Consider the following 17,157-nt stretch of genomic DNA (forward strand, 5'->3'; position numbering starts at 1 on the left):
CTGGCCGCCGACGTGGCGCTCAAGTGCGTTGTGCCGATTTTCCGGGCGCCAGCTGAGGGCGAACCGAACGACGGAAGCACCAACGTACCGCCAGGCTTTCCGGTTGTGCAGCATGTGCATTCCAAGCAGCGGATGGGGCACGACAGCACGAAGATGGTGGAAGGCGATGAACGTCTATCTGAGTGAGAACGGCGACCAACTGCCCACCGACGTCGTGATCCGGTGGGTGAGCCGGTCAGACCTTACGCCGATCCCGCGCAGCCTGGAGTTCACGGTGAAGCTGGTCGACGGTTTGGAGGCCAAGCTGAAGCGAGGCGTCACCGTCTGGTCTGGCCGGGAGAACCTCGCTTACAAGATCGTCAAAACGCAAAAGGCGCCGCCGTTGGGTGAAGTACAGGGCAAAGAGCAGCAGCAGGCAATGAGCGTGATCGCATTGCTGGACAGCTGCGCGCCCTTGGCCGAACCGATGGCGCAGGCCGTGGTGATGCAGAACGCACCGTTCTCCGCCGTATTGCGAAGCTGCGGCGCTTACATGCGAATCGGCAGCGACTTTGCGGTACCGCGATTCAGCTGCTTTCGTGGCACTCAGCCAAGCTACGGCGTGGCCAGGGTGCTACAGGAAGAAGGTGCCGCGCTGGTGCTGGCCGGTGGCAAGTTGCAGGTGATGCGGTTGACTGACCTCGCCAAACAGGCGCCGGTTGATGACATTGGCCAGGTCGACTCAAGTGCGAAGGTCGACAGCGAGTTTCTTGAGCTTCAGCAAGTCCCGAGCTTTTACAGCGTTGATGACAGCGGGGCCATTGTCACCGGCCAGATGGGCGAATCGCGGGTAATCAATTTCATGCCGCGCGGCGATCAGCGCCAGCTGCGTAACGCCTCGTGCGTGCTGGTGCGTACCAAAACTGTCGATTCTCAGCAGTGCCAGCAGATACAGGCCGGTAATGTGGTGACGGTCGGCGGGGAAAATCTCGTGGTCATTACTGCCGCACACGCGGCCATGCAGAAAACCGGCGCGATGGAGAGCACCAGCCGCCTGTGGATGGGGAAACTGGTCAATGCTTCCTAACTTTTGCCCGGCCTTTGTGCGGGCGGTAGACGCCAACCGTGAACGGCGAGAGATCCGCGTCGAGATCCCGCCCTACACGGACGGCGCCCAAGAGCTGCCCGTTGCGGAAATGTGCTACCCGATGGGGTGTGATTCGACCAACACGGAAATCCGTATAGTCGTCGGCATGCCGGTGTGGGTGGCGTTCCGCAACGGTGATGAGCGTTACCCGATCATCGTGGGGCACCGCCCGGTGAACACTGGCAACGAGCAATCAACCCGGCGCTGGAACCACGATAACTTCGAATTCAACGCCGACAAGGTGTTTACCATCAACGCGGGCGAGAAAATCGCGCTCATCGTCGGCGGTACCAGTCTGGTGCTGACACCTGAGTCAATAGCGGCCATTGCCTCGGCGCTGAGCATCAAAGGGCCGGTGACGCAGACCGGTGGAGACATCACCAGCGACGGCATCAGCGTGCAGAAGCATCCGCACATCAGCGCCGCACCTGGCTCCAAAACCAGCGTTCCGCAGCCAAGCTAGGAGAGGACTACCGTTCGTCGGGAAGCGACGTAGATAGGGGGCTTCGCGGCCCCCGATTGTCCGGGGATAAACACGGATAGGATTGTGTTTTTATACAGGCTGTACAAACAGCCACTATGGCGCATTGATGATTCTCGCGGTTATTCTGCGCGCCAGATACGACAAGACCCGCTATAAGCGGGTCTTGAAGGGCTACGCGGAGGTGCAAACTCCCTTAGCCTTGAGTCGAGGGGAATCCTTTGCTGTGGAGGCGGGGGAACTCGACTCTGTAGGCCCAATTCTGGCGCGAACACGCGCCCTTGTCTACAGATCCGCCCCCTCACTCATCGAGCAGTCGCGCTTTTTCGCGCGCCCGAGCTGTTTTCGTGCGCCTGAAATGGACGTAAGCGTATGCGATTGGTGGGGTTGGATATCAAGCGTTTGTTACCCACTTTTGCGACTGTACGGCCCAATGGGGATTCATTGCACAGGGCCGACCGTGCGACGCGCTTCACGCCTTCCCGGGCTCGCAACCTGGGGGCATTACCATGTGGGCAAGGGGAATAGACCGGCACCACGTAAAAAACGCCGCGGGGATCGTCCCACAGGACAAGATCCGGTAATGCAGCAGGTCTATGAAGTGTCTACTCAGCGGGCAATGGGGGCAGGAATCTCGCCGATTCTTCCAAAAGTGAGTAGCAAGGCGAACCACTCGAAACCTTTACGGGGCCGGGAGGGCTTGCCTGTTCTGAAGCGCAGCGAAAGAACAGGCAAGCGGGAGGGTTTGCGGCGCAAAGCGCCACATTACGCCCGCGCTTTTCCGCTTCAAAATGGCGGGTATTTCCCCACTCCCGAGTATCGCCCCCATGCCCAAAACCAATACCCTGGACTTCTCTTCGCCCGCTGGTGCTGAAAAGGCAATCAAGCAGATCAGCCAGCAGATGGGGCGTGCGGGACAATCCGTTGTTTCGTCTGAATTCAATCAGAAACCCCGCCGCAGTTCTGATACGACCTACCGTGAAGCCTACCTGACCCTTGCCAGTGGCCAGATCATCACCCTACGAGTGAACGGTACCGGTGATATTTATCAGGTGCTGCTCAATGGATCGGTGAAGCCGCTCAAGGAACATTCCGACGTTGAAAAGGCCGTGGGCGAGATTGCCACGATGGCCGAAAAGAATCAGGCCGCGTTCCAGAAAGCCCAAGCCCGTAAAGCCGTAGCGCTGCCTCGCGGGATGTCCACGCCCAAACCCAAGCAAGTCGACGCGCTGGCGCAACAGGTGGCCGAGCTGGACACCCTAATCACCGAACGCAAATCGACCATTGCCGAACTGGTATCCAAGCTGGGCGGTGCTATGACCGATTCGGTACCGACGGAGCTGGCCAGCTTGGACGATGCTGCCCGCGACGTGCTGACCAAACTGGCCAAGGCTGAAGGCCAGGTGCTGGAGGATGGGGACGTGCCGAGCAAGGCCGGGCGTGACACGCTGATCGATCTCGGTTTGATCGACCGTTACACCGACAAGGGTGCCAATGTGCTCAACGACAAAGGCCGGGCTTGCGCGGCTATGCTCGACAGCGCAGAGCCTGAGCTTGTCACGCTGCCGGATGGGATCTCGTGGCTTGGCTTCAAGCTGGTTGATCAGGTGTTTGTCGACAAAACGTCGGCGTCAGTCCTTCCATCCGCGGAAAGCCTGGCGGGCAAAGTGCGCCTGAATATCTCGCTGGCCGACGGTGCGCCGCTGGACGTCGTTGGCATCGTGGTGGCGGTCAAGTTCAGTGCGCCGAAGGTTTACTACTCGGTGGCGCTGCCGGTGAAGACTGATGCTGACTCCGGCCAGACCATCTACGCAGTGCTGCACGACCTTGACTCCGTATTTGTATCGGGGATCAACGCCGCCATGATGGACAGCGCCGAGGCGCCGCAAACTATCGAATCGCTGGAGCCATACAAGGGTCTTGCACCAGATCAAATCCCGAAGTTTCTCACCCTGGCAAGCGCCTACGTGGCGGCCCGGGAAATCGTGGCCGCGAGCGGCACCATGCTCGACGATGCCGCTACCGCCGGGGCTATTGCGCATCTGCAAGTGGGGCTTGATGTTGTTGAGAACAACGGCCCAATCAACCTGGCAGAAGGCAACGTAGAGCAGGCGCTGCATGAAATGCGGATGGCTGAATCGTTCCGGACGGCCATTGCGATGCTCGACAGCGTGAAAGACCGTCAGATGGATGACAAAGCGCTGGATCAACTGGTGGCCATTGCGAAGGCAGACGCTGCGTCTGAAGATGAAATCGCCGATCAGGACGCGCTGGGCACGCTGCTGGCGCAGTCGATGCTCGACGTGGCCGAGGGCATCTACTTCCTGACCGAGAAGGGCCGCCAGTACCTCAATGAAAACGGCATGGATGCGTACGGTGAGCCGTTCAGTGAGTAAACGTGATATTTGATCCAATTTAACGCTACAAAACATTATAAAATTATTGTTTAATAATCATTGTCTTGTACGGGGATTATTTTATGCAGGGAAGAATAGGATTGTTGCTCGCAGCCAAGGCCAGCGAGGAAGATTTGAAGTGTGCCGATCAGATCGTGTACACCATGGAAGCGATTGAGCGCGGTCATCTGCCAGACGAAATGTGCCTGGTGGAGCTGGGTGAAGCATTCAACGTCGAAGACCCTATCCAGTGCCAGCGTGTGGTGCGGCATCTGCTGGACGTCGTGAGCAAGGGCAGCATTGGCCGCGCCGTATTGGGTATGCGTCAGCTATTCGATCCCCGTAGCGGGGTGCTGGCGCCGGACTCCGATGTGCTGGAGCTGCACCCGCGACTGGTGCAGGCACTGCATGGCGCGCAACAGGAAAAAGCCAATGAGTGGTCGGTACTGGCAGCGCCCGGACAGATTAAGCCCGGCGACTTTCTCAGCTTCACCGTGGGCGGCAAGCCGCTGTGCGTGAAGGCGAAGGATGTTCTATTCGCTGGTACCGACCGTGAGGAAGTTATTTACCGCCGCCGTCGTAACCAGTATTTCATCACCGCCATGGTGGTGGCCGGTACCAGCTCCCACAAAGGCGTACTGGTGCGCTCCGGCGCCGCAGGGGGTGCCCAATGAATCTGGCCGGTCAACAATTCGACGAGCGCTCACTGCTGGAAAGAGCGCTGCGCAACATGCGCCCGGCCAAAGATCAACCGGTGCGCGTGCGTTGGGCGCTGGTACGTGATGCTTTCGGGCTGGGCTCAATGGCGGCATACGCCATGTGCAAGGAGTTCCAGCTTGATCCAGAAGAGAAGGTGAAGCCGTGAGCTTGCCGCCCCTGATCAGCTCGCAGCGCTACCTGAACCCGAAGAAGGTGCTGCGCAAAGCCTTGACGTTCAAGACGTTCATCGTCAGCACGCTGACCATTGAACTGCGTGGCGCCAAGTATCGGGTGATGCTCGACGGGCACCACAACTTGGCCGCTGCCAAGCTTGCGGGCGTAGAGCCTGAATGGCGCGGCCCTTCACTCAAGATGCAGCGCTTGCTTCGGAGCATGAACAAGGCACAGGTGGCGCAGTTTCTGATCAACAACCTGACAGACAGCGACTGGTATTTCATCGACTCCGGCGAGCCGGTACCCGAGCTTCTGGCAGCAGCATGACCATCACGCAAAGTACACGGCGCCCCTCGGCGCCGTTTGTCTTTCTGGCTCTCAAATAACATTCAAAACAATAGCGAATAGCTGGTAATCTTGACCTATGATGTCCGGGGATAGTTTTTAATCCATGGTTTTCGCGTTTTTGGTGGCTTTTTGGGGGTTTTATGCAGCGGAAGCGGGTTTTGAGCCGCACCAACTACGAAAGTGATTCGGAGTTTGAGCGCGACGTCGACCAAGTGGCGAAAGTCTTGGGAGCAGAGGGTAAACGGCAGCTGCTGTTCTCACTGCTGCGCGAGTGCCGTGGCTGCGGCCAAGACCCGTCCTATGGCAGCACGGAATATGACCTGAAACATGTCCGAGGGACTTTCCAGCGGGCAATGATCTGCAAGGTTTGCGAGCGAGACGTGCCGATCAAAAGAGACGAATGCATGTCTATCGGCCGCATCGTGACCCTTTGGAACACTACCCCGCTGACGATTGAGGGCTGCCATGTCTGAGCCCCGAATTGTCCTGAACGCGCTGGCCACCCACTTAGGCCGTTACGCCTACCGCTACGGCGACGAAATCCAACTGCATGAGCGCATTGCACAGGTTCTGACCCTGCACGGTTTTGAGTTCGAACGTGAGCGCGTGCTGGATGCGCGCAATCGTGCCGACTTCTGGCTGGATGGCCTGGTGATCGAGGTCAAGGTAGGCGGTGGGCTGTCCGAGGCGCTGCACCAAGTAGGGCGATACATCAAGTTGCCTGACGTGACAGGTGTGATCCTTGCCGGGACGCCGCGCTGGGCTGGCGAAGCATTGCAGTCGCCGCCGGTATGGCTGGATAAGCCGTTTCAGATGCTCAGGCTGGCGAGACAATCCCTATGAGCTACGGACAAGTAGCCTTCGAAGGGCGCTATTGGCATGTCAAATGTGAGCCGCAAGTGCGGGCGCGACTCAAGCGAGTATTTCCGCGCGCCCCGCAAGAGGCCGCCGAGACGATCAAGTTGATGGCCACCGCGGAAAACAGCCGAGAGCTGCTGTGGTTTCTTCAGCGCTATCCAATGACGATGCCGCCGGAGACTGCCAACAAGTTGGATGGGCTGGCGTCCGAGCACGTACACATGGAATCGAGCTTGGCCGAGCTGCTGGCTGGGCGCGTAGAGCTGCCTCCCTTCGAACTGGCAAAACCTGCACGTGAATACCAACGCTTCGCAGCGGCTCAAACAGGCATCCGCGGCGGGCTGCTGGTGGCCGATGACCTCGGACTGGGCAAGACCGTAACCGCCATGTGTCTGATGGCGGCAAAGGGCAACTTGCCCGCCGTTGTCGTGTATCCGGCGTCACTCCCAAACCACTGGCCCGAGAAACTGGCGGAGTTCCTGCCAAACCTGCGCGTGCATCACGTCAACAGCGGCAAGCCGTATGACCTGATCAAGAAGCCTGGCCAACGCCGAAAAGACCTGTGGGACACATTGCCAGACGTGATTCTGGTCAGTTACCACAAGCTGCGCGGCTGGGCGGAAGTGCTGGGCGAGATCGCGCAATACGCCGTATTCGAAGAGTGTCAGCAGCTGCGCAACCCGGGCAGCGAGATCTATACGGCGTGTAAGTACCTGGCTGAAAAGGTCGATCTGAGAATGGGGCTCACGGCCACGCCGATCTATAACTACGGCGGCGAGTTCTTCTTTGTAGTGAACGTGCTGACCCCTGATGCGTTGGGCGGATGGGACGAGTTCCTGCGCGAATGGTGTGACCGTGGGAACGACGGAAAACCTCGACTCAAGGATTCCATAGCATTCGGTGAGTACCTGCGCCGCGAAGGCCTGATGCTGCGCCGAACCCGTCGCGAGGTAGGCCGCGAGTTGCCAGCCCTGTCGAAGATTGCCCACGAGATCGAGTTTGACGCCAAGGTGATGGAGAGCATCACCGGGGATGCCGTGGCGCTGGCGAAAACCATCATGGCCGCCAACGAACAGCACCGTGGCCAGAAGATGAAAGCGGCGGGTGAGCTGGACTTGCTGGTACGTCATGCGACCGGCGTGGCCAAAGCGCCTTACGTTGCCGAGTTCGTGAAGTTGCTACTGGAGACGGAAGAGCGCGTGCTGCTTTTCGGTTGGCACCGCGACGTTTACGAAATTTGGAAAGAGAAACTGGCCGCATACAACCCGGTTATGTACACCGGTAGCGAGTCACCCAACCAGAAACAGGCATCCAAAGACGCATTTGTCAGTGGGAATAGCCGGGTGATGCTGATCAGTCTGCGCGCTGGCGCTGGCGTCGACGGGTTGCAGCATGGGTGCAGTTCAGCAGTATTCGGTGAGCTGGATTGGTCACCGGGTGTGCATGAGCAGTGCATGGGCCGCCTACACCGTGATGGCCAGATTGACCGGGTGATGGCGTACTACCTGCTTTCCAACGAAGGGAGTGACCCGATTGTGTCTGACGTGCTTGGCATTAAGCGCGAACAGATCGAGGGTGTGCGCAACCCTACGGACGATCTTCTGCAACGCCTCGACGTTGGCGAGAACCACTTGAGATCGCTGGCGGAAAAATATTTGAAAGACAACAACGTGGTGCTGCCGAGCGCTGAACCTGCAACGCCCATTCGCAAGCAATTGGAGCTGGTATGAAACCGAACGCGGTGTTGATTATCTGCGGGCATTCAATGCCATGCAGAGTGGAGAATATTGAATGGCTAAACTTCGCAGCCAGCGAGGCGGTAGAGATCGTTCAGGGTGACCCGCTTTACGAAGAAACACATGTAGATGGGCCATGGATGCGAAGCTTGGCTGACTGTCGCGCCGAGCGTATCCGCGAGAATGCAGGGCAAAGTGACCCGCATCACCCACAACGTCGCAGCAAGGGCGAGAAAGCCCGTAATCGAGGGCGCCGAAAATGAAGACATTGAGCATTCGCCAACCATGGGCGTGGCTGATCATCCACGGCGGCAAGGACATCGAGAATCGCACCTGGCTCACCAAGTTCCGCGGGCGGTTGTTGGTTCACGCATCGAAAGGCATGACCAAACAGGAATACGCCTTTGCTGCTGAGTTCGCTCAGAGCATTGGTGTCACCGTTCCGCCAGCCGCTGAGCTGCTGCGCGGCGGCGTCATCGGGGAAGTCGAAGTGGTCGACAGTGTGGAGCAGCACTGCTCGCCCTGGTACATGGCTGGCTGCAAAGCAATAGTGCTCCGAGATCCGCGCCCGCTTCCGTTCTTCAGCATCAACGGGCGGTTGGGATTGTTCGACTGCCCTTACCCAATGACACCCAACAAGGAAACCCCGACACAATGAAAGCGCCCATCTACTGCCGCACCAGCGGCCAGCGTATTGGCGGTTGCACCTGTTACCGCTGCCGTCCTACGGGGCAGAATCTCAAGCCGGTTAAGCCTGCTTGAGCGTGTCCGTGGGATTCAATAGCTTTAACGTGTTTTATATCTAAGATTTGCCGATTGTTAATAACGGGCTTTGCCCCTTACAGGGCTTGCTTTTGCGCCTGTGTACAAACCTGTGGGTGGGTGGGTGAATTACTGAAAAGGGTGGGCAAATTACTGATATCGGTGGGTGATTTACGGCTTTGGGTGGGTGAATTACGCACCCAGCCATGTTGGGTGGGTAAATTACGGGTTTTAGCGGTTTTGCCTGTGAACAAGTGTCTCGACCTGACCGTTCATCCCCGTAGACGGGGCTTAAAGCGGTTATGTTCGCCACAGTTTCCGTAATTTACCCACCCACAGCAGGAGGGCGTGCGTTCTGCAAAACCCGTATTATCGCCATACGGATAGACTACGACGGGGGATTTCATGGCCGCGCCAAACAAAATTGCGCAGAAAATCGCTGAGATGCAAGCGAGAGCGGCCCAGGCTGATTTGCTTTCGTCAGATGATCAAAATCCCGTAATTAACCCACCCGCTACTGTTGCTGAGCCGGTCGCGCAACCCGCGAAACCAGATCGGCGCAAGAAAGCGATCCCCGCTGTTCAGGGGGACTTCTTCACACCGCTCCTGTACGACGTCGGCGCGCGTGACAACCGCGGCACCATGGATGTGGCTGTGTTCAGGTTGTCGAAGAAGGACAAGCGCGCGAACTCGGTTATTCGTTATGAACTGCCTGACGGCTTTGTAGAGGTGTCATCCGGCCCGTATGGCATGGCTTCGGTATGGGACTACGACATAGTTCTGATGGCGGTATCGCACCTGACGGAAGCGATGAACCGTTATCGCGACGGGAAAGGTGAAAAGCCTTCGCAGATATTCCGGCCCCACATTGGCGACGTGCTCAAGTTCTGTCGCAAGGATAACGGTGGCAATCAGAAAGACGCCGTGGCTGGGGCGCTCCAACGGCTTCAGACGACGTATGTGGGGATCGAGCGGACGAACATGCTGCGCGGTGAGATGCGCACGGTAACCGAGGGCGAGAACCTTATTGGCCCGAGCAAGATCATCAGCAACGCCAAGACCAAGAAAATCGAATACATCGAGATCAAGCTGGCCGATTGGATGTATGACGAAATTACAAAGGGAACGAAACCTGACGTGCTGACCGTGCATCCGGACTACTTCCTGCGTGAATCAGGCATAGGCCGGTTCGTCTATCGGTTGGCACGTAAAGCCGCGGGCAAGGATTCGGCGTTGTGGGGCTTCAAGACGATCTATGAGCGTAGCGGCAGCAACGGCACGCTGAAAGAATTCAACCGCTTGCTCAGGGAGCTGATCGCCGACAACGATCTGCCGGAATACTCCCTGGCTGAAGAGCCGGGCAAAGAAGGGCCAATGCTGCGCATGGTTCATCGGTCGCAAGGGGATAAGTGGAAAGAGCCAGCGCCTTAAACCATCACTACGTCAAACCACTCATCCATTGCGTCGTCCGCAGTGTTGAGCGCCCGCTGGCGCTGCTGGAAATGAACCATCGCCAGCACCGCCACCTCTCCGTTTTGCAAGTCTTCAGGAAGGCGGTATTTCTGCCCCTTCTCATCTACCCCATCAGTTTCCAGTCGCGGCGCCCAACGAGACGCGGCGTCAGCAATCGCGAGCGTCTGGCAGCCTTGGGCAATCACGTAATCACGGATCGCTTGGGCCCAGTGTTCCTCGGTGAATAAGCTGTCATAGGCCTCCGTTCGCGTGTTGGTCACGAACGCAAACCCCTCATCGCCGACGTCTCGGAATTTCACGCTCTTGGCGATGGCCAGGACACCCGTGGCCGGGTCAATCAGGCCTACGAGTGTCACGCTTTCCCCGGTGTAGCCACTGACCGAAGCCATGATTTTCATATCGAACCTCAAATAAACAATAAAACGCTAATGTTTTGCTTGCGGATAAAACAATAAAATTATAACGTTTCTCTTGCCGAAGGTTACGGCCTAAACGAAAGGGAAGAAGTTATGCGCAAGATTATCGAGTGTGTGCCTAAGCCGTTCATGGTGGGTTTGCTGATCGCTGCGGGCATTGGCGCTTATGGCTGGGTGGGCGAGTCTGATTATCAGGAACAGATCGCCAGCGCCGAGCGGTATTGCGAGATGTCGGCTAAGAAGTTGTGGCCGCCACGACCGGAGCTGAACTGTCCGGCACCTGAAGCTGAGCCAGGGCTGCACCTCGCGAACTTGTGAAGCAAAACCCTCAAAAAGCCCCGTAAACGGGGTTTTTTGCGTTTTTGGTCGATAAAAAACTATCCCCGTACCATTTTCGATGATTTTGGACGTGGTTTCGCTTTGGCGCCAAAGTGCCTTATCATAATGTCACCATATCCACAGTGTAGGGCTCGACATGGCAGCAGCTGGTAAAGAACAGGCGCCAAAAGGCGGTAAGAAAATGGGCAGGCCTGTCTCAAATGCCGAGCCTAAAGAGCGCATGACGTTCTATATCGCGTCTGATTTGGCGTACAAGCTGCGTGCGTTGGCGTTTGAGCAGAAGAAACCCCATTCCGCTGTGTTCAACGATCTGGTGCGGCCTTTGCCTACTCCTGTGCTGGAGCCCAATGCCCGCAGTGGCGCCGAGGAACCCGCAGCCAAGTATTCACGAGCCGATCAAAGCAACGTCGACAAAGAGCGCGTAACGCTTTGGATGGAGCCGGGCCTGGCATACAAGGTTCGGGCGATGGCGTTTGCTCAGCATGTGCCGCATTCGAAGATTGCCACTGACCTGCTGGAAAAGGCGCCAACGCCTTCCCCGCAAATGACCACCAGCTGATCACCGCTCAGTATCGAAGGCGCCCACGCGGCGCCTTTTTTGTGCCCGCAGTTTGTGAAAACCCCCGCCGGGACGCTGTTTTGTGCCGGGGTATCGTGAGGCTTTCCAGCGGAGCCCCGTAAATGACTGATCCCTATGCAAAGTTGAACGCTGCCGCGCATAGCGGTGCGTTCGGCCTTGGCGCCAAGCGCGCGCCGACTCCGGCACAAGTCCGGGCGGGTAACTACCAGAAAGGCAGCATGCGTCTGCATGGCCTGAGCTTCACCATTGAAACTCCGATGTTCACCCCGCGCACCGGTAAAGCGGATGGTGAGCCGTGGTCGATTGTCTGCATGGCGAACTATGGCTACCTGAACGGCTATACCGGCGCCGACGGTGATGCCTTTGACGTGTACGTCGGGCCGATCCCGGAAAGCACGCTGGTGGTCGTCGTGAATCAGGTGAAGAAAGACCGCACCTTTGATGAGCACAAGGCCGTGCTGGGCTTCCACGACGTTGACGGTGCTATCACCGCCTACCGCAACAGCTACGAGCGCGGTTGGCAGGGCATGGGCAGCTACGTGGCGTGCTCCGTGAAACAGTTCAAAGCCTGGCTCAAGTCAGGCGATCTAACCCGGCCCCTTGAGGCCGCCGATTTGATTCCTGATGAGGTGAAACCTATGACCGGCGCCGTTGTGGCCTGGGGCGAGGACAATCTGCCCGTGGGCATGACCTTGGGCGAGGTGATGTATGGCCTGCGCCGGAGTGACCCCGAGAAACTGCTGCTCGACAGCGCGAACATGGCCGATATCACTGAGCTGTTGAGTGATGGGCACATGCTCGACGCCATGGTGATCGAGTACGCCCAGTTTGAGCGCAAGGCCAACCAGCTGTTGCGCGTTATGCAAGCCGCTGCCGGGACGGTCAAGGTCGACGCCGTAGAGGTGAGCAAGCCATTCAAGAACCGTGGCACCACGCAGGTGGCCATGCTGTTCACGATGAGCGACGGCCAAAGCGTGTCGGTGTTCTTCCACAACCCGGACAGCACGCCCAACCGCCTCACCGCAACCGACGAGCTGATCAGCTGGAAGTGGGTGCTGAACAAAAAGGACATCACACTGGTAGTGGCGCCCGAGCGCGGCCAGGACATCAGCCCGCGCCAGGTGGCCCGCCGCATCATGAAGCTGGCGGAGAAGAACAGCGCGAAGTTCATCAAGGCCAGTGGAGCCAGCGCCGAGAGCGCGGCGAAGATCGAAGACCTGAAAGGCCAGGTGCAGAGCAAGGCCGCCGAGCTGCAGAGCCTTGATGAGCAAATCGCCGACCTGCAGGCCAAGGTCGACAAGCTCCCGGCGCCGGTCGCCAATGCTGCCGCCACTACCACCGCAGAGATCGCTGCTAAGGCATCTGAATACGCTGAGCAGTATCTGGCGCAGGCTGACGGCATTGCCGACAAGATCAAGGCCTTGGGCGGGACGCCGCTGACGCGCGATGAGTTCATGGCGCAGGTGGCGAGCGGCGAGCAGAAAGGCTTCACCCTGGACGTCCTGACCGCGAAGCTGGCCGAGCACAAAGCGGATCTGCAAGCTGTGCAGTCCGGCAAGAAGTCAGGCCGCTCAGTCGTCGGCAAAGGCGGTACCAAGAAAAACGCCATTGAGTGGCTGACCACGGCTATCGCTGAGACTCAGGCGGCAATCGACAGCGGCGGCATTCTGGCCACTATCAACGCCAGCAACTACCTCGGGCAAGTCGCCGAAATGCTGCGCAATCTGGAAGCGCAGCAGACCGCTGGCCAAGAGAATCAGGACAACCAGCCACCGATGCAAATCGACCGCACGACCTGGGACGAAGCGGTCACTCAAGCCGTCGCGGGGCTTCTGGCTGTCGACTACGGTGATGCGTCCGGTGTCGTTGAGGCGCAGAAGGCGCTCGCCGATGCCCAGTACCTGGCCGGTACCGCGCCGGAGGTGGCCGCACAACTCATTCATCAAGCTGCCGCAGGATCCGCCCAGCCGGACATGCTTGGCGATGACCCGGCCCTGCGCGACAACCGGACGGGCCTGGAGAAGTTGACCGCCGCACTCACCGCTGGCGACCCGATGGGCGCTCTTGGTGTGCTGGATGCAATCGACGACGTAGATGCGTTGCGTGAGCTGGTGCTGAAAGCAGGCTTCAGCCTGGGCGCCAGTGGCACCAAAGACGAGATCCTGGCCGGTGTCGGGCGCGATCTGGTGCGGGCGGCAAAAGCCAAGGTCGACGGCTTCGGCCTGCGCGATCTGGACAAGCAAGCCGCCGAAGCCGCTCAGGCGCCCGCCAGCGGCCTACCAGCGCCTGACGCCGCCGCGCGTGAACAGCGAATCGCTGAGTTGAACGAAAATATCGCGAAGCTTCACGAAAGCGGCGCCGACGCCTCCGATTACATCGCAGAGCTCAAGCAGCTAACAGAAGCGCCGCCAGTGCCCGCGAGTGAGCCGCAGAAACCTACCCCTGATATTGACGAGGATAACGGGGAGATCGCGCCGGAGGGCCGCGAGAACACCGTAAAAACCGCCAAGGGGACGAAGGTTGTCACCGGTTTCAAGGTGATTGAGGCGAAAAACCTGATCATCAGCCACGAATCTGACGGCACGGCGAACCCGGACTACCCGAGCGAGCTGCAGCCGCGTGATCGAGCACGGGCTACCTCGCAGGCCTGGGTGCAGAAGACGGCCCGCAATCTTGATCCGGATAGCCTGGGGCGCACCAACCGCGCCGACAGTGGCGCGCCTATCGTCGGTAAAGACCGTGTGGTGGAATCCGGCAACGGTCGCGCCATGGCGATCCGCGAGGCCTACCGCATCGGCAAGGCTGACGAATACCGTGAGTGGCTGCTGGAGCACGCCGATTACTTCAAGGTGAACGCCAGTAAGATCAAGAGCATGAAAGCCCCTGTGCTGGTGCGTGTGCGCGTCAGTGCCGTGGATCGAGCGGAGTTCGCTGTAGAGGCCAACCAAGACGACAAGCTGGCCATGACCGCGACTGAGAAGGCCCGCAGCGATGCCAAGCGCCTGGACTCGGCCATGATGGCGAAACTGGCCGACGGCGACCTTACCAGTGCGGCGAACCGCGATTTTGTGAGCGCGTTCCTGCAGAGCCTGGGTGATGCCGAGGCGGCGCAGTACAGCACCACCGACGGGCGCCCGACCGCCAGCCTCATCAGCCGAGTGCAGGCAGCGCTCTTTGCTGGCGCGTATTCGGATGACCGCCTGCTGGAGCTCACTGCCGATTCCAGCAAGCCCGAGATTGCCAACATCGTCAGCGCGCTGAACATGGCGGCGCCGGATTTCATGCGCGCCAAGGAACTGGACGCGGTAGGCGCGGAAACCGCTGGCGAGAAGGTCACCGACTCCCTGGAGCTGTCGCTGGATCGGGAAGCGGTAAACGCGATCATCAACGCCACCAACGTACTGCGCAAAGCCAAGGACAGTGGCCTGGGGCTGGACGAGTTCCTGCGCCAAGGCGATATGTTCGGCGACGTAGATCCGTCGGTGGCTGCAATGGCGATGTTCATCAGCAAGAACAACCGCAGTGCCAAGCGCCTGGGCGCGGCGTTCAAGGCCATGGCGCAGTTCGTGGAGTCGGAAGCACGCCGCAAGCAGACTGCCGGTCTGTTCGGCGATGATCCCGCCACCTTTGCCGATATCGTCAAGGCCGCCAACGCTGAGCTTGAAAAGGAATTCGGTGAAGGTGTGTTCGCCATCGAGCAGAATGACCTCTTCAGTCAGCCACCTGCACAGACGACTGAGCAGACCAACACCGACGAGAAGGAAACCGCCTTGCAGACAGCCAAAGCCTACCTTGACAGCATCATTGACGGATCCGCCGACTTGGGCGACCCGGACACCGTGATGAAAGAGCTGGAACGCATCTACGCAGACTTCGGTGAGGGCGAGTTGAGCGGTCTGTTTGCCGATGCTGCAGAGGCGTACAGCCAGCACGCACTGAAAGCCACGGCGGAGGCCTTCTAACCATGAACCAGAAGCTGATGAAGCGCGTGATGTTGGGGGCGGTGTTGGCGATGGTGCTGCAGTGCCAAGTGGCAATGGCGGCGTGTGATCCGATGGCGCCGCACGCCGGAGAGGCGGCGGAGAACCGCTGTCTTCCAGCGTAGAGATACAAGGATCTAGAATGTTCTATCAATAGATATCTTTTGGTAGAACATTCTAGGGAGTAGTAGAGCCCGCCCGCGAGCGGGCTTTTTTGTGTCTGCTATCAGGCTGGCAGTTCGGGCCTTCGGTGTTTTTATGATGTTATGTCAGAAAGTAATTGACGGGCTAGAAACTAGCCCATAGAGTAGGCGCATTGGAACGAACAACGGAGCAAGACGAGATGGCCAAATTCTACGAAGTGCATTTTGCTGGTGAGGAAAGTTCGGTTTACGTGGTTGCTGGCAGCTCTGTCGCGCTTCTTTGGGAGGGCAAGCTTGTGCGCACCCTGATGACCATAAAGGACTGCGAAGCACTGGTAAGCACTGGTCGCGCAACCGCACACGCTTAACCAATCCGACCCACCTCAAGCCCCTTAATTGGGGCTTCGTCAGTAGAAGCGTGCGGATCCTCGCGCAATGAAACAGATGGAATCAGTAAATGAGCCAGCCAGCAGTTTTGCCCCCGGTAGTGAGCTACGCGCCAGAACACGCGGCAGTTGGCGTGGATGACCGTGAATTGTCGGAAATCGTTGCGTGCTTCAATGCGGCTCAGCGTCAGATGAACTCACAGGAAGATCGCGTACACCACTTGTTCGATGCTCCGCAGGCTGACGAAGTGATTCGTTTGAATGACAAGGCGAGCGTGTACCAGAAGAACCACGGCTGGATGACCCCAGACCATGCCCGCCAACGTATTGAGGCGTGGAGCGAGCACTGTGCAGCACAAGGCATCAATGGCGGCAATGCCGACAAGGTTGTGCTGTCGTTATTCGATAAGTCCGGCGCGTGGTCACGCCCGTGGGAAGAAGCTGGCTATCAGGTTTATCGTTTCGATATCCAAGAGAACCCGGAAACCGGCGACGTGAACAAGTTCAGCGTGGACTTCTTTGGCGATTGGTTCGGCGACTTTGACGGGCTCGACATTTACGCGATTTTGGCCGCCTGCCCCTGCACGGACTTCGCCGTATCGGGTGCCCGGCACTTCGCGGCAAAGGACTCCGACGGGCGCACCGTTGCATCGGTGGAGCTGGTACACCAAACCCTGCGGGTGATTGAGTATTTCCGGCCAGTGATGTGGGCCATTGAGAACCCGGTGGGCCGCATTGAGCGTTTGGGCGGCTTGCCACCCTGGCGCCTGTCGTTTGACCCGTTCCATGTAGGTGACACATACACCAAGAAGACGCTCATTTGGGGCCGCTTCAATGCAGACTTGCCGGTCGCACCGGTTGATCCGGTGGAAGGCTCCAAAATGCACCGCATGTACGGCGGCAGCAGCTTGGCGACAAAGAACGCGCGCAGCGTGACGCCGGAAGGGTTTGCCTATGCGTTTTTCATGGCGAACAACGCTGTAGACCATCCTGAAATGGCGATCTCAGGCAAGTATGACCGGTTGTGCAGCCGGTTGATCGGAGAGGCCGTTAAGTGCGGCCTGACCGCGGATGACGTCGATAACCTCGTAGAAGACGCCTATTACATGGATTTGGACGATGAGGCCGCCGAGCAGCTGCTGCGCGACGAGCTGGCCGCCCGCGGTACCGAACTGCACAGCTACGCCGAAAACGATGGCCAACTCGCCATGTGGCTTTAACCCGCTTGTAACAGCCGCCCGGGTCGCTGGGCGGTCACTG

At 58.7% G+C, this 17,157-nt stretch carries 20 protein-coding genes; 19 read left to right on the top strand and 1 reads right to left on the bottom strand.

The features are described from left to right. From AC3WMT_RS24655 to AC3WMT_RS24715, 13 genes are all read left to right on the top strand, one after another. On the top strand, window positions 1-186 hold a 186-nt coding region (locus tag AC3WMT_RS24655), incomplete at its 5' end, for a hypothetical protein (protein WP_256583579.1). Further along, window positions 167-1,066: a hypothetical protein gene (locus AC3WMT_RS24660; RefSeq protein ID WP_103305934.1), complete on the top strand. Its 900-nt coding sequence runs from the start codon at window positions 167-169 to the stop codon at window positions 1,064-1,066. The genes AC3WMT_RS24655 and AC3WMT_RS24660, both read left to right, overlap by 20 nt. Then, complete coding sequence (locus AC3WMT_RS24665; protein WP_146041260.1) at window positions 1,056-1,589, top strand: hypothetical protein; 534 nt, start codon at window positions 1,056-1,058, stop codon at window positions 1,587-1,589. Before AC3WMT_RS24660 ends, AC3WMT_RS24665 begins: the two co-directional genes overlap by 11 nt. An 845-nt stretch (window positions 1,590-2,434) precedes the next feature. Further along, window positions 2,435-4,003, top strand: a complete 1,569-nt coding sequence (locus tag AC3WMT_RS24670; RefSeq protein WP_103305936.1) for a defense against restriction DarA-related protein — start codon at window positions 2,435-2,437, stop codon at window positions 4,001-4,003. Window positions 4,004-4,086: 83 nt separating this feature from the next. Beyond that, window positions 4,087-4,677, top strand: a complete 591-nt coding sequence (locus tag AC3WMT_RS24675) for a Rieske (2Fe-2S) protein (protein WP_146041261.1) — start codon at window positions 4,087-4,089, stop codon at window positions 4,675-4,677. Next, complete coding sequence (locus tag AC3WMT_RS24680) at window positions 4,674-4,868, top strand: hypothetical protein (protein WP_103305938.1); 195 nt, start codon at window positions 4,674-4,676, stop codon at window positions 4,866-4,868. Before AC3WMT_RS24675 ends, AC3WMT_RS24680 begins: the two co-directional genes overlap by 4 nt. Next, the gene (locus AC3WMT_RS24685) at window positions 4,865-5,203 is read left to right on the top strand and encodes a hypothetical protein (protein WP_103305939.1); all 339 of its coding nucleotides are present in this window, start codon (window positions 4,865-4,867) and stop codon (window positions 5,201-5,203) included. Before AC3WMT_RS24680 ends, AC3WMT_RS24685 begins: the two co-directional genes overlap by 4 nt. Window positions 5,204-5,382: 179 nt before the next feature. Next, window positions 5,383-5,697: a hypothetical protein gene (locus tag AC3WMT_RS24690; protein WP_146041262.1), complete on the top strand. Its 315-nt coding sequence runs from the start codon at window positions 5,383-5,385 to the stop codon at window positions 5,695-5,697. Next, window positions 5,690-6,067, top strand: coding sequence for a hypothetical protein (locus tag AC3WMT_RS24695; protein ID WP_103305941.1), 378 nt, complete (start codon window positions 5,690-5,692; stop codon window positions 6,065-6,067). The genes AC3WMT_RS24690 and AC3WMT_RS24695 overlap by 8 nt, the downstream gene beginning before the upstream one ends. Window positions 6,068-6,123: 56 nt before the next feature. Beyond that, on the top strand, window positions 6,124-7,812 hold the full coding sequence (locus AC3WMT_RS24700; protein WP_256583580.1) for a DEAD/DEAH box helicase: 1,689 nt from the start codon (window positions 6,124-6,126) through the stop codon (window positions 7,810-7,812). Next, on the top strand, window positions 7,809-8,081 hold the full coding sequence (locus tag AC3WMT_RS24705; RefSeq protein ID WP_146041263.1) for a hypothetical protein: 273 nt from the start codon (window positions 7,809-7,811) through the stop codon (window positions 8,079-8,081). Before AC3WMT_RS24700 ends, AC3WMT_RS24705 begins: the two co-directional genes overlap by 4 nt. Then, complete coding sequence (locus AC3WMT_RS24710) at window positions 8,078-8,476, top strand: ASCH domain-containing protein (RefSeq protein ID WP_103305943.1); 399 nt, start codon at window positions 8,078-8,080, stop codon at window positions 8,474-8,476. The genes AC3WMT_RS24705 and AC3WMT_RS24710 overlap by 4 nt, the downstream gene beginning before the upstream one ends. A gap of 509 nt (window positions 8,477-8,985) precedes the next feature. Beyond that, window positions 8,986-10,011 carry a replication initiator protein A gene (locus AC3WMT_RS24715; protein WP_103305944.1) on the top strand — a complete coding sequence of 342 codons (1,026 nt, stop codon included), beginning with the start codon at window positions 8,986-8,988 and terminating at the stop codon, window positions 10,009-10,011. Here AC3WMT_RS24715 and AC3WMT_RS24720 read toward each other — a convergent pair. Further along, window positions 10,008-10,451 carry a hypothetical protein gene (locus AC3WMT_RS24720; RefSeq protein ID WP_103305945.1) on the bottom strand — a complete coding sequence of 148 codons (444 nt, stop codon included), beginning with the start codon at window positions 10,449-10,451 and terminating at the stop codon, window positions 10,008-10,010. The genes AC3WMT_RS24715 and AC3WMT_RS24720 overlap by 4 nt on opposite strands. Before the next feature lie 111 nt (window positions 10,452-10,562). Here AC3WMT_RS24720 and AC3WMT_RS24725 point away from each other — a divergent pair, with 111 nt between their 5' ends. The 6 genes from AC3WMT_RS24725 to AC3WMT_RS24750 all read left to right on the top strand — a co-directional run bounded on the left by AC3WMT_RS24725 (window position 10,563) and on the right by AC3WMT_RS24750 (window position 17,117). Next, window positions 10,563-10,787, top strand: a complete 225-nt coding sequence (locus AC3WMT_RS24725) for a hypothetical protein (protein WP_103305946.1) — start codon at window positions 10,563-10,565, stop codon at window positions 10,785-10,787. 202 nt (window positions 10,788-10,989) lie between these two features. Then, window positions 10,990-11,367 (top strand): hypothetical protein, encoded by a 378-nt coding sequence (locus AC3WMT_RS24730; protein WP_146041264.1) that lies wholly within the window; start codon window positions 10,990-10,992, stop codon window positions 11,365-11,367. Window positions 11,368-11,489: 122 nt separating this feature from the next. Further along, window positions 11,490-15,350, top strand: a complete 3,861-nt coding sequence (locus AC3WMT_RS24735; protein WP_103305948.1) for a defense against restriction DarA-related protein — start codon at window positions 11,490-11,492, stop codon at window positions 15,348-15,350. Window positions 15,351-15,352: 2 nt separating this feature from the next. Beyond that, on the top strand, window positions 15,353-15,493 hold the full coding sequence (locus AC3WMT_RS24740) for a hypothetical protein (RefSeq protein ID WP_158249180.1): 141 nt from the start codon (window positions 15,353-15,355) through the stop codon (window positions 15,491-15,493). Between the two features lie 218 nt (window positions 15,494-15,711). Further along, entirely contained in the window at window positions 15,712-15,879 is a 168-nt protein-coding gene (locus tag AC3WMT_RS24745) for a hypothetical protein (RefSeq protein ID WP_158249181.1), read from the top strand. An 89-nt stretch (window positions 15,880-15,968) separates the two neighbouring features. Then, on the top strand, window positions 15,969-17,117 hold the full coding sequence (locus AC3WMT_RS24750) for a DNA cytosine methyltransferase (protein ID WP_103305949.1): 1,149 nt from the start codon (window positions 15,969-15,971) through the stop codon (window positions 17,115-17,117). Window positions 17,118-17,157 lie beyond the last annotated feature (40 nt).

It is taken from the genome of Pseudomonas sp. FW305-7 (genome assembly GCF_058786735.1).

What these genes read in the sequence shown, in the direction of transcription:
- AC3WMT_RS24660 (WP_103305934.1), top strand. Translation starts at nt 167, where the DNA reads ATGAACGTCTATCTGAGTGAGAACGGCGACCAACTGCCCACCGACGTC.
- AC3WMT_RS24665 (WP_146041260.1), top strand. Translation starts at nt 1,056, where the DNA reads ATGCTTCCTAACTTTTGCCCGGCCTTTGTGCGGGCGGTAGACGCCAAC.
- AC3WMT_RS24670 (WP_103305936.1), top strand. Translation starts at nt 2,435, where the DNA reads ATGCCCAAAACCAATACCCTGGACTTCTCTTCGCCCGCTGGTGCTGAA.
- AC3WMT_RS24675 (WP_146041261.1), top strand. Translation starts at nt 4,087, where the DNA reads ATGCAGGGAAGAATAGGATTGTTGCTCGCAGCCAAGGCCAGCGAGGAA.
- AC3WMT_RS24680 (WP_103305938.1), top strand. Translation starts at nt 4,674, where the DNA reads ATGAATCTGGCCGGTCAACAATTCGACGAGCGCTCACTGCTGGAAAGA.
- AC3WMT_RS24695 (WP_103305941.1), top strand. Translation starts at nt 5,690, where the DNA reads ATGTCTGAGCCCCGAATTGTCCTGAACGCGCTGGCCACCCACTTAGGC.
- AC3WMT_RS24705 (WP_146041263.1), top strand. Translation starts at nt 7,809, where the DNA reads ATGAAACCGAACGCGGTGTTGATTATCTGCGGGCATTCAATGCCATGC.
- AC3WMT_RS24710 (WP_103305943.1), top strand. Translation starts at nt 8,078, where the DNA reads ATGAAGACATTGAGCATTCGCCAACCATGGGCGTGGCTGATCATCCAC.
- AC3WMT_RS24715 (WP_103305944.1), top strand. Translation starts at nt 8,986, where the DNA reads ATGGCCGCGCCAAACAAAATTGCGCAGAAAATCGCTGAGATGCAAGCG.
- AC3WMT_RS24720 (WP_103305945.1), bottom strand. Translation starts at nt 10,451, where the DNA reads ATGAAAATCATGGCTTCGGTCAGTGGCTACACCGGGGAAAGCGTGACA.
- AC3WMT_RS24725 (WP_103305946.1), top strand. Translation starts at nt 10,563, where the DNA reads ATGCGCAAGATTATCGAGTGTGTGCCTAAGCCGTTCATGGTGGGTTTG.
- AC3WMT_RS24730 (WP_146041264.1), top strand. Translation starts at nt 10,990, where the DNA reads ATGGGCAGGCCTGTCTCAAATGCCGAGCCTAAAGAGCGCATGACGTTC.
- AC3WMT_RS24735 (WP_103305948.1), top strand. Translation starts at nt 11,490, where the DNA reads ATGACTGATCCCTATGCAAAGTTGAACGCTGCCGCGCATAGCGGTGCG.
- AC3WMT_RS24740 (WP_158249180.1), top strand. Translation starts at nt 15,353, where the DNA reads ATGAACCAGAAGCTGATGAAGCGCGTGATGTTGGGGGCGGTGTTGGCG.
- AC3WMT_RS24745 (WP_158249181.1), top strand. Translation starts at nt 15,712, where the DNA reads ATGGCCAAATTCTACGAAGTGCATTTTGCTGGTGAGGAAAGTTCGGTT.
- AC3WMT_RS24750 (WP_103305949.1), top strand. Translation starts at nt 15,969, where the DNA reads ATGAGCCAGCCAGCAGTTTTGCCCCCGGTAGTGAGCTACGCGCCAGAA.